Source organism: Pseudomonas oryzagri (assembly GCF_020831405.1).
GTDB lineage: Bacteria > Pseudomonadota > Gammaproteobacteria > Pseudomonadales > Pseudomonadaceae > Geopseudomonas > Geopseudomonas oryzagri.
The window spans coordinates 1-11,561 of sequence record NZ_JAJHPU010000030.1; the positions used below are offsets into that span (position 1 = coordinate 1).

General features: G+C 67.6%; 6 protein-coding genes and 1 pseudogene. 5 read left to right on the forward strand and 2 right to left on the reverse strand.

The window, feature by feature from the left end; genetic code table 11:
- From LMJ29_RS10545 to LMJ29_RS10555, 3 genes are all read left to right on the forward strand, one after another.
- On the forward strand, positions 1–4,083 hold a 4,083-nt coding region (locus tag LMJ29_RS10545), incomplete at its 5' end, for an Ig-like domain-containing protein (protein ID WP_229605478.1).
- Positions 4,083–5,438, forward strand: a complete 1,356-nt coding sequence (locus LMJ29_RS10550; protein ID WP_229605479.1) for an efflux RND transporter periplasmic adaptor subunit — start codon at positions 4,083–4,085, stop codon at positions 5,436–5,438. The genes LMJ29_RS10545 and LMJ29_RS10550, both read left to right, overlap by 1 nt.
- Before the next feature lie 2 nt (positions 5,439–5,440).
- Complete coding sequence (locus LMJ29_RS10555; RefSeq protein ID WP_229605480.1) at positions 5,441–7,540, forward strand: site-2 protease family protein; 2,100 nt, start codon at positions 5,441–5,443, stop codon at positions 7,538–7,540.
- 45 nt (positions 7,541–7,585) lie between these two features.
- On the opposite strand, the gene miaE is transcribed toward LMJ29_RS10555, so the two are convergent.
- Positions 7,586–8,197 carry a tRNA-(ms[2]io[6]A)-hydroxylase gene (miaE, locus tag LMJ29_RS10560; RefSeq protein ID WP_229605481.1) on the reverse strand — a complete coding sequence of 204 codons (612 nt, stop codon included), beginning with the start codon at positions 8,195–8,197 and terminating at the stop codon, positions 7,586–7,588.
- Positions 8,198–8,525: 328 nt separating this feature from the next.
- On the opposite strand from miaE, the gene LMJ29_RS10565 reads away from it, so the two are divergent.
- Positions 8,526–9,398, forward strand: a complete 873-nt coding sequence (locus LMJ29_RS10565) for a universal stress protein (protein ID WP_229605482.1) — start codon at positions 8,526–8,528, stop codon at positions 9,396–9,398.
- On the opposite strand, the gene LMJ29_RS10570 is transcribed toward LMJ29_RS10565, so the two are convergent.
- Positions 9,395–9,871, reverse strand: a complete 477-nt coding sequence (locus LMJ29_RS10570) for a DUF1289 domain-containing protein (RefSeq protein ID WP_229605483.1) — start codon at positions 9,869–9,871, stop codon at positions 9,395–9,397. The two genes, LMJ29_RS10565 and LMJ29_RS10570, sit on opposite strands and share 4 nt — an antisense overlap.
- A gap of 329 nt (positions 9,872–10,200) precedes the next feature.
- Between LMJ29_RS10570 and LMJ29_RS10575 the strand changes: the two are divergent.
- A pseudogene (locus LMJ29_RS10575) lies at positions 10,201–11,561 on the forward strand (bifunctional aconitate hydratase 2/2-methylisocitrate dehydratase); the annotation flags it as partial.

Sequence of the window (11,561 nt, forward strand, 5' to 3'; positions counted from 1 at the left end):
CCGGTTGCCGACCTGGTGGCCGTGGCGGATACCGCCACCACCGCCGAGGACACCCCGGTCAACGGGGATGTATCGGGTAACGACAGCACCAGCTCCGGCGGCGCCCTGAGCTTTGCCAAGGCCAGCGACCCGGCCCACGGCAGCGTGGTGGTCAATGGCGACGGCACCTACACCTATACCCCGGACGCCAACTGGAGCGGTGCCGACAGCTTCGACTACACCGTCACCGACGCGGCCTCGGGCGAGTCCCTGACCCGCACGGTAACCGTCACCGTTACCCCGGCCGTGGATCTCACCGCCGTGGCCGACAGCATCAGCACCAGCGAGGACACCGCGGTCTCCGGCACCGTCGCCAGCAATGACAGCACCAGCTCGGGCGGCGCCCTGAGCTTCGCCAAGGCCAGCGACCCGGCCCACGGCAGCGTGGTGGTCAATGGCGACGGCACCTACACCTATACCCCGGACGCCAACTGGAGCGGTGCCGACAGCTTCGACTACACCGTGACCGATGCGGCTTCGGGCGAGTCCCTGACCCGCACGGTAACCGTGACCGTCACCCCGACCAACGACGCTCCGGTGGCCACCGACGCCGCGGCCACCACCCCGGAAGACACTCCGGTCAGTGGCCAGCTCGTCGCCAGCGACGTGGACGGCGATGCCCTGACCTTCGCCAAGGCCGGCGATCCGGCCAATGGCAGCGTCATGGTCAACACCGATGGCAGCTGGACCTACGTCCCCAACGCCGACTTCCACGGCAACGACAGCTTCACCGTCACCGTCAGCGACGGCCAGGGTGGCAGCAAGACGGTCACCGTCGCCATCACCGTGACGCCGGTAAATGACGCGCCGGTCGCCCTCGACGACAACCTGGCTACCAGCGAAGACACCTCGGTGACCTATACCGCGGCCCAGCTGCTCGGCAACGACAGCGATGTCGACGGCGACAGTCTGGTCATCGCCAGCGTCACCAGCGGCGCGGGCGGCAGCGCTGTGCTCAACGCCGACGGCACCGTCACTTTCACCCCGAATGCCAACTTCAACGGCGTCGCCGACTTCACCTACACGGTGAGTGACGGCACCTTGACCTCCAACACCGCCACCGTCAGGGTGAGCGTGACGCCGACCAACGACGCCCCCGTGGCCGTCGACGCTGCCGCCACTACCCCGGAAGACACTCCGGTCAGTGGCCAGCTCACTGCCACCGATGTGGACGGCGATGCGCTGACCTTCGTCAAGGCCAGCGATCCGGCCAATGGCAGCGTCACGGTCAACGCTGACGGCAGCTGGACCTACGTCCCGAACGCCAACTTCCACGGCAACGACAGCTTCACCGTCACCGTCAGCGACGGCCAGGGCGGCAGCAAGACGGTCACCGTTGCCATCACAGTGACGCCGGTAAATGACGCTCCGGTCGCCCTCGACGACAACCTGGCTACCAGCGAAGACACCTCGGTGACCTATACTGCGGCCCAGCTGCTCGGCAACGACAGCGATGTCGACGGCGACAGTCTGGTCATCGCCAGCGTCACCAGCGGCGCGGGCGGCAGCGCTGTGCTCAACGCCGACGGCACCGTCACTTTCACCCCGAATGCCAACTTCAACGGCATCGCCGACTTCACCTACACGGTGAGTGACGGCACCCTGACCTCCAACACTGCCACCGTCAGGGTGAGCGTGACACCGACCAACGACGCGCCGGTCGCCGTCGACGCTGCCGCCACCACCCCGGAAGACATCCCGGTCAGTGGCCAGCTCACTGCCACCGACCTGGACGGCGATGCGCTGACGTTCGCCAAGGCCGGCGATCCAGCCAATGGCAGCGTCACGGTCAACACCGATGGCAGCTGGACCTACACGCCGAACGCAAACTTCCACGGCAGTGACAGCTTCACCGTCACCGTCAGCGACGGCCAAGGCGGCAGCAAGACGGTCACGGTTGCCGTTACCGTGACGCCGATGAACGACGCTCCGGTCGCCGTCGACGCTGCAGCCACCACCCCGGAAGACACTCCGGTCAGTGGCCAGCTCACTGCCACCGACCTGGACGGCGATGCCTTGACCTTCGCCAAGGCCGGCGATCCGGCCAACGGCAGCGTCACGGTCAATACCGATGGCAGCTGGACCTACGTCCCGAACGCCAACTTCCACGGCAGCGACAGCTTCACCGTCACCGTCAGCGACGGCCAGGGTGGCAGCAAGACGGTCACCGTCGCCGTTACCGTGACGCCGACCAACGACGCTCCGGTCGCCGTCGACGCTGCAGCCACCACCCCGGAAGACACGCCGGTCAGTGGCCAGCTCGTGGCCAGCGACGTGGACGGCGATGCGCTGACGTTCGCCAAGGCCGGCGATCCGGCCAACGGCAGCGTCACGGTCAATACCGACGGCAGTTGGACCTACGTCCCGAACGCCAACTTCCACGGCAGCGACAGCTTCACCGTCACCGTCAGCGACGGCCAGGGTGGCAGCAAGACGGTCACCGTCGCCGTTACCGTGACCCCGGCCAACGACGCCCCGGTCGCCGTCGACGCTGCAACCACCACGCCGGAAGACACCCCGGTCACCGGCCAGCTCGTCGCCAGCGACCTGGACGGCGATGCCCTGAGCTTCGTCAAGGCCGGCGATCCGGCCAATGGCAGCGTCACGGTCAACACCGACGGCAGCTGGACCTACACGCCGAACGCCAACTTCCACGGCAACGACAGCTTCACCGTCACCGTCAGCGACGGCCAGGGTGGCAGCAAGACGGTCACCGTCGCCGTTACCGTGACGCCGGGGAACGATGCGCCGGTCGCCGTGGGCGATGCGGTCACCGTCACCGAGGACGTGCCGTTCAGCTCCAGCATCCAGCTGGATGCCAACGACAGCGACCTCGACGGCGACAGCCTGTCCGTGGTGGCCGGCACCTTCGCCACCGCCCAGGGCGGCAGCATCGTCATCGCCGCCGACGGCAGCTACACCTATACCCCGCCGGCCAACTTCAACGGCACCGACTCGGTCGCCTACACCGTCACCGACGGCAAACTGACCGACGTCGGCACCCTGACGATCACCGTAAGCCCGGTGAACGATCCGGCGCTGATCGGCCCGTTCACCGATGCCGACGGCGATGGCAAAGCCGATGCCCAGCAAGGTAGCGTCCGCGAAGACACCGTCCTGACCAGCAGCGGCAAGCTGACGGTCAGCGATGTGGACGCCGGCGAAGCGAAATTCGTCGTGCAGACCGCGACGGCGGGCAGCCATGGCACCTTCAGCATCGACGCCAGCGGCAACTGGTCCTATGTGCTGGACAACGACGCCGCGCATGTCCAACGGCTCACCAGCAGCGAGAGCGTCGTCGAGCGCTTCACCGTGCAGACCCTCGACGGCGCCACCACCGTGGTCGAGGTCAAGGTCCGCGGTCTCGATGACGTGCCGGCGGTAACGACGAAGACCCCGACGCCGAGCGCCGACGGTTCGACCAATCCGTCCGGATACGGCGGGACGAGCGACAGTCCGAGCCTGTCGGTACTGCCGTTCGATTCCATGCTCGGCATCGATGGCTCCTCGCCGTCGTCGATATGGACCCGGCTCTCCGACCTGAACCTCGACCAGCTGCAGCGCGGCCGGCTCAGCGACATCTACACCAGCAGCGGTGGCTTCCGCGTGGTGGTGATGGATGCGCTCGAGCCGTCGCTGACCACCTATCGGGGCATGCCGGACCAGTATGTGGAGATCGGTACCATGCACCGCTTCGCGACGCCTTACGATGCCTTCGTGCATACCGACCCGACGGCGCTGGTGATCCTCGCCGCCAAGCAGGCCAATGGCGAGAACCTGCCGTCCTGGATCTGGTTCAACCCGCAGACCGGCAAGTTCGAGGTTCTGGCACCGGCCAAATCCCACGGCGATGTGACGGTCAAGCTGCTCGCCCGCGACAGTCAGGGCCGGGAGGCGAGTACCCTGTTCCGCATCAGCATCGGTGAGAAGAGCCACGCCACCACCGGGCGTGCCGGTCTGAGCGAGCAGCTGCGCATGGCCGCCAAACGGCCCGAATATGCCCTTGGTAAACAGCCCACCGACAAGGCGGCCCAGAAACACTGATGACGCAGGCAATCCACCAAACCAATCCGTTGGCCACATTGCTCGAGCTCGGGCACCGGGTGCGGCATGCCGCCTCGGGGCCCGAACTGGAGTTCATCGCGGTCAACGATACCCACCAGCTGGTGCCCTATCGCCAGGCCGCGCTGTGGTCGGCCGACAAGGGCATCATCAGCCTGTCCGGGGTCGTCCAGGTCGAGGCCAACGTGCCCTATGCGCAATGGCTGACCACGGTTTGCCGACACCTGGCCGACGGCGCCACCCCTGTCGCCCGGGTCGAGGCCGCCAGCCTGCCGCCGGAGATCGCCGCCGAATGGTCCGACTGGCTGCCGGCTCACGGTCTCTGGCTGGGTCACGCGGCGGCGAGCGGCAAGGGCGGCGAAGCGGGCGGTCTGCTGCTCGCCCGCGACCTGCCGTGGAGCGACAGCGAAGTGGCGCTGCTGGCCGAGTGGGCGGATATCTGGCGACACGCCTGGCAGTCCCGCCAGCCGGCGGCTCGCTGGCCCTGGCAGCGGCGGCGCAGCGCGAGCACCGACGTCCCGCGGCGCTGGTGGCAGTCGCGCGCCCTGCGCTGGAGCGCGGCCGCCCTGGCGCTCGCCGTCGTGCCGGTGCGCCTGAGCGTGCTGGCCCCCGGCGAGCTGGTGCCCTCCCACCCGGCGGTGATCCGCGCGCCGCTGGAGGGGGTGATCGACACCTTCCATGTCCAGCCCAACCAGGAAGTCCGCGAGGGCCAGCCGCTGTTCGGCTTCGACGAGGTGCTGATCCAGTCGCGTCTGGAGGTCGCCCGCCAGTCCCTGGCGACCACGGAAACCGAGTACCGGCAGACCATGCAGCAGGCGCTGCTCGATCCCAAGTCCAAGGCGCAGCTCGCCGTGCTGACCGGCAAGATCGAGGAAAAACGCGCCGAGGCGGCGTTCATCGCCGACCAACTGGGGCGCGCCCGGGTGCTCGCCCCGCGCGATGGCATCGCCCTGTTCGACGATCCTTCCGAATGGATCGGCCGGCCGGTCGCGGTCGGCGAGCGCATCATGCGCATCGCCCCGCCCGGCGACATCGAGGTCGAGGCCTGGGTGCCGCTGGCCGATGCGATTCCGCTGCCGGATGGCGCGCCGGTCAACCTCTACCTCAACGCCAGCCCCCTCGATCCGGTGCCGGCGCAGTTGCGCTATCTGGCCCATGACGCCGTGGAGCGCCCGGACGGCAGCTATGCCTATCGCCTGCGCGCCCGCCTCAGCGAGCCGACCGAGCACCGTGTCGGCCTCAAGGGCAGCGCCAAGCTGCGCGGCCGCTGGGTGCCGCTGGTCTACTGGGTGCTGCGCCGACCGCTGGCCAGCGTCCGCACCACGATCGGGTGGTAGGCATGGCGCTTCCGCAACTGCGTGAAGAACTGGCCCTGCGGCCGGGTCCGGTGCTGGCCGACGGCCAGCCCAGCTGGACCCTGCACGATCCGGTGCGCAACCGCTTCTTCAGCATCGACTGGCCGACCTTCGAGATCCTCCAGCGCTGGTCGTTCGACGACCCGGCGACGATTGCCGCGTCGATCACCGCGGCCACGCCCCTGCAACTGGACAGCGACGACGTGCGGCAGGTGACGTCCTTCCTGTTCGACAACCAGTTGCTCAAGCCCGAGGGCCGCGGCAGCGCCCGCCAGCTGGCCGAACGGCGGGCGCGCCAGGAGGGCAGCCGGATCAAATGGCTGCTGCACCATTACCTGTTCTTCCGCGTGCCGCTGTGGCGGCCGGACGCCTGGCTCGACCGCTGGCTGCCGGCGGCCCGGCTGTTCTGCACCCGCGGCTTCGCCCTGCTGACGCTGCTGGCCCTGGCGCTGGGCCTGTCCCAGGTGATCCGCCAGTGGGACGGTTTCCTCGCCTCGCTGGTCGACACCTTCAGCTGGCAGGGCCTGGCGGCCTACGGCGTGGCGGTGGTGGTGGTCAAGCTGCTGCACGAGCTGGGGCATGCCTTCACGGCCAAGCGCTTCGGCTGTCGCATCCCGACCATGGGCGTGGCCTTCCTGGTGCTCTGGCCGATGGCCTATACCGACACCAACGAGACCTGGCGGCTGACCAGCCGCTGGCAGCGCCTCTTGGTCGCCGCGGCCGGGATTGTCACCGAGCTGGTCATCGCCGCCTGGGCCACCCTCGCCTGGGCGCTGCTGCCCGATGGCGAGCTGCGCTCGGCCGCCTTCGTGCTGGCCACCACCAGCTGGATCGCCACCCTGGCGATCAACGCCAGTCCGTTCATGCGCTTCGACGGCTATTTCATCCTTTCCGACTGGCTGGACCTGCCCAACCTGCACGAGCGCAGCTTCGCCCTCGCCCGCTGGAAGCTGCGCGAACTGCTGTTCGCTCTCGGCGAGGAGCGTCCCGAACACTTCCCCCCGCGCCGCGAGGCCTGGCTGATCGCCTTCGCCTGGGCGACCTGGGTCTACCGGCTGGTGGTGTTCCTCGGCATCGCCGTGCTGGTCTACCACTTCTTCATCAAGCTGGTGGGGATCTTTCTCTTTCTCGTGGAAATCGTCTGGTTCGTCGCCATGCCCATCCGCCATGAACTGCAGGCCTGGCGCGAGCGCTGGCCGCACATCCGCAGCCGCCAGCGCAGCCGGCTGAGCCTCCTTCTGCTGGGCGGGCTGGTCGCCCTGCTGCTGGTGCCCTGGCCGGGCCGGCTACACGCCAGCGGCGTGCTGCGCCCGGCCGAGATCTGGCCGCTGTTCGCCCCAGGTCCCGCGCAGGTCGAGCAGCTGGGCTACGGCGAAGGCGCCCTCGTGCCGGCCGGCGCCGAGCTGATCCGCCTCGCCGCGCCCGACCTGCGGCTACGCCGCGAGGGCCTGCAGGCGCGCATCGCGGCGCTGCGCTGGCAGGCGGCCTCGGCCGGTTTCGGCGACGATTCGCGGGCCCAACTGCAAAGCCGCCAGGAAGAGCTGGCCACCGCCAGCGCCGAACTGGACGGCCTCGACGAGGACTTGAGCCGCTACGCGCCCAAGGCGCCCTTCACCGGCCATCTGCGCGATCTGGATCCCGACCTGCATCGCGGCCAATGGCTGGCCGCCAAGGAGCCGATCGCCTTGCTGGTCGGCCAGGGCAACCTAGTGGAAACCTATCTCGACGAGGAGCAGGTCAAGCGCATCAGCGTCGGCGACCGCGGCGCCTTCATCACCGACGCCGGCGAGGGACCGCTGCTGCGCCTGCGGGTCACCAACGTCGACGCCGACGCCACCCGCGCGCTGCCCAACGGCATGCTCGCCGTGCAGGCCGGCGGGCACATCCTCACCCGGCAGCGCGGCGAGCAATTGGTGCCCGAGCATGGTGTCTACCGCGTCAGTCTGGCGGTGGAGTCGCCGCTCGAGCACCTGGAGGGTCAGTCCTGGCGCGGCCAGGTGGTGCTGCACGCCCGCTGGGAAGCACCGGCCTGGCGCTACCTGCGCAGTGCGCTGGCGGTGCTGGTGCGCGAGGCCAGCTTCTAAACGCCCGCCGCCGCTCGGCGGCGCGGCGGCCACGCTGGATGGCGATCAGACGGTTTGGGCAGGGACGCCCGAATGGAACCTGAACTCGGTGTCGGGACTCTCGATGAGTTCGCGCTCCAGCTCCCTGATCCGCTCCACGCTGCTGCTCACATCCTCGGCCTCTCCATAGAGATAGGCGAGCTTCAGATACCCCTGGTAGTGACGCCCCTCCGACTCCAAGAGTCCGCCGTAGAACTTGGCCAGTTCCGCATCCAGATGGGGAATGACCGCCTCGAAGCGCTCGCATGAACGCGCCTCGATGAAAGCCCCCACCACCAGCGTATCGGTCAGGCGATGCGGCTCCGCCTTGCGGATCGCCTTGTGCAGGCCTCCGGCATAGCGGCTCGCCGACACCGGCCGCAGCTCGATGCCCCGGTTCTTGAGAATCCGCAGCACCTGTTCGAAATGCACGAGTTCTTCGCGCGCCAGTTTCGACATGCGGTTGACCAGCTCGTGCAGCTGCGCATAGCGGGCTATCAGCGCGAGCGCAGTGGACGCCGCCTTGTACTCGTTGTTCTTGTGGTCCAGCAGCAGCGTTTCCTGATCGGCGAGCGCAGCATCCACCCAGCGGGCAGGCGTGGCGCAGCCCAGAAAGTCTCGAATCTCGGGAAAGATCATACGAACAGCTCTAGTTGAAGCATTGCGGAGCATGGCTCGCAATGACGTGATTGATCGTGAGAGTTCCGGGATGCTGCGTTCAAGCATCCGGCGGTCTGTGTGGCAGGTATGCCTGGTCGGCCAGGCCTACAAACCATGGGTCGGGTCGGACGCATCGGCGGGCCCCAACTTGTGCAGTTCGGAGCGTGGCGATCCAGACAGTCTTGGCAAGGAGCGCATTATACGGCGAGCGCTCGCCGTCGGTATGCCCGCCGTTTGACGGGCGTCAAGCGCGCGGTGGGGAACATGGGTCTAGAGTTAAAACCGACCGCCGCCGAGGGAAAAGACCATGCAAGAGATTCGCAGCATCCTGGTAGTACTGGAGCCCGAAGACGCTCAGGGTCTGGCGCTCATGAGGGCCAGACTGATCGCCAACGCTACCCAGTCCGAGCTGCACCTGCTGGTTTGCGATCAGTCGCAGGATCATTCGGCCTTTCTCGACGAGATGGCCGAAGAACTGCGCGAGGACGGCTATACCGTGACCATCCGTCAGGACTGGCAGGAAAGCTCCCCCCAGACCATCATCGCCGCCCAGCAGGCCGAGGGCTGCGGCCTGGTGATCAAGCAGCATCTGCCGGACAACCCGCTGAAGAAGGCCCTGCTCACCCCGGACGACTGGAAGCTGCTGCGCTTCTGTCCCTGCCCGGTGCTGCTGGTCAAGACCGACCGGCCGTGGAGCGGCGGCACCGTGCTGGCCGCCGTGGACGTCGGCAGCGACGATCCCGAGCACCGCGTCCTGCATGCCGGCATCGTCTGCCATGCCTACGACCTCGCCAACCTGGCCAAGGGCCAGTTGCACGTGCTCAGCGCCCACCCGGCGCCGATGCTCTCCGCCGCCGATCCGAGCTTCCAGCTGCGCGAGACCATCGCCGCGCGCTACCGCGAGGCCTGCCAGCGCTTCCAGGACGAGTACGGCCTGAGCAACCTGCAGCTGCACATCGCCGAGGGAGCGGCCGACATCCTGATTCCGCAGATGGCCCTGCAACTCGACGCCGTGGTCACCGTCATCGGCAGCGTGGCGCGCACCGGCCTGTCCGGCGTGCTGATCGGCAACACCGCCGAGGTGGTGCTGGACACCCTGGAAAGCGATGTGCTGGTACTCAAGCCGGACGATATCTGCGACCAGCTGGAGGAACAGCTGCTCAAGGGTGGCAAGCGTTAGACCCGGCTGTCGACACCTTCGACCAGGAAACGCGGGGCGATGTAGCGTTGGTAGTGCGCCTCGGAGAGCAGGAAGTACTCGCGGTCGATGGCGTCGCGCAACTCGGGCAGGTCGCTGTCGCGAAATTCCGGCAGCAGCGCGATGCCGTAGGCCTCGACCTGCTGGATCACCCGCGCGCCACGGGCGATCAGCTGGTAGGCCCAGCAGTACGGCGACTGCTGCGGGACGAAGCGGATCTGCCGCTGCTCCAGCTGGCGGCGCAGCAAGGCCACGTCGAACACCTCCAGCTTGGCCGCCACCACCTGCACCAGCAGCACCTCCAGGCGCTGCCAGACGGCCTGCTTCTCTTCCTCGCCGTACAGATTCCAGTTCACCACCTCGTGGTGGAAACGCTTGCATCCCCGGCACACGAGGTCGCCGTAGACCGTTGAGCAGAGACCGATACAGGGAGTCTTGATGCGCTGATTGGGCATGGAAAGCAGGGGCGATGCGGGTTCGGGGCGGCATCTTAGCCCTTTGTCTAAGCCGGGTCACCCGCCACCGGCCAGGCGTATTGCTTAACTTATCGGCCCGCTTCCATTAGAATCCGCCTGCCTTGTTACAGGCAGCAATGTCCGATCGAAGCTGTTTTCAAAGCGTCACGAGCACAGTTATCCCCGGCAGGAAGCGGTTGGTGAGACGAGTTTCGTCAGATGGCTCCCTCACCGACTCCCCTCCGTCACAGTCCGGCGTAAAACTTTGAAAACAGCTTCTGGACGCGAGTCCCGGACTCCCGCATGGGACCACTGATGAGGGTAATACTGTGCTTGAAGCCTACCGCAAACACGTAGAAGAGCGTGCCGCCCTGGGCGTCGTGCCCCAGCCGCTGACCGCCGAGCAGACCGCTGCTCTGGTCGAACTGCTGAAGAATCCGCCCGCTGGCGAAGAAGAATTCCTGGTCGACCTGATCACCAACCGCGTTCCGGCTGGTGTCGACGAAGCCGCCTACGTCAAGGCCGGCTTCCTGACCGCCCTGGCCAAGGGCGAAGTCGCCTCCCCGCTGCTGACCAAGACCCGCGCCGTCGAGCTGCTGGGCACCATGCAGGGCGGCTACAACATCGCCACCCTGGTCGAGCTGCTGGACAACGCCGAGCTGGCCAACGCCGCCGCCGAGCAGCTCAAGCACACCCTGCTGATGTTCGACGCCTTCCACGACGTTTCCGAGCGCGCCAAGAAGGGCAACGCCGCCGCCAAGGCCGTGCTGCAGTCCTGGGCCGACGGCGAGTGGTTCCTGGCCAAGCCGGCCGTGCCGGAAAAAGTCACCCTGACCGTGTTCAAGGTTCCGGGCGAAACCAACACCGACGACCTGTCCCCCGCTCCGGACGCCTGGTCGCGCCCCGACATCCCGCTGCACGCCCTGGCCATGCTGAAGATGGCCCGCGACGGCATCGAGCCGGTCCAGCCGGGTTCGGTCGGCCCGCTGCAGCAGATCGAAGCCGCCAAGGCCAAGGGCTTCCCGGTCGCCTACGTCGGTGACGTGGTCGGTACCGGTTCTTCCCGCAAGTCCGCCACCAACTCGGTGCTGTGGTTCTTCGGCGACGACATCCCCTACGTGCCGAACAAGCGCGCCGGTGGCTTCTGCTTCGGCACCAAGATCGCCCCGATCTTCTACAACACCATGGAAGACGCCGGCGCCCTGCCGATCGAATTCGACTGCACCAACCTGGCCATGGGCGACGTGATCGACGTGTACCCGGTCAAGGGCGAAGTGCGCCGCCATGGCAGCGACGAGCTGGTCACCACCTTCGCGCTGAAGACCGACGTGCTGCTGGACGAAGTCCGCGCCGGCGGCCGTATCCCGCTGATCATCGGCCGCGGCCTGACCGAGAAGGCCCGTGCCGAGCTGGGTCTGGCGCCGTCCACCCTGTTCAAGAAGCCGGAAGCGCCGGCCGACAGCGGCAAGGGCTTCACCCTGGCGCAGAAGATGGTCGGCCGCGCCTGCGGTCTGCCGGAAGGCCAGGGCGTGCGTCCGGGCACCTACTGCGAGCCGAAGATGACCACCGTCGGCTCCCAGGACACCACCGGCCCGATGACCCGCGACGAGCTGAAGGACCTGGCTTGCCTGGGCTTCTCCGCCGACCTGGTGATGCAGTCCTTCTGCCACACCGCCGCCTATCCGAAGCC

Bases quoted from the DNA above. Each gene is read 5' to 3' on its own strand.
- LMJ29_RS10550 (WP_229605479.1), top strand. From the start codon at position 4,083: ATGACGCAGGCAATCCACCAAACCAATCCGTTGGCCACATTGCTCGAG.
- LMJ29_RS10555 (WP_229605480.1), top strand. From the start codon at position 5,441: ATGGCGCTTCCGCAACTGCGTGAAGAACTGGCCCTGCGGCCGGGTCCG.
- miaE (WP_229605481.1), bottom strand. From the start codon at position 8,197: ATGATCTTTCCCGAGATTCGAGACTTTCTGGGCTGCGCCACGCCTGCC.
- LMJ29_RS10565 (WP_229605482.1), top strand. From the start codon at position 8,526: ATGCAAGAGATTCGCAGCATCCTGGTAGTACTGGAGCCCGAAGACGCT.
- LMJ29_RS10570 (WP_229605483.1), bottom strand. From the start codon at position 9,871: ATGCCCAATCAGCGCATCAAGACTCCCTGTATCGGTCTCTGCTCAACG.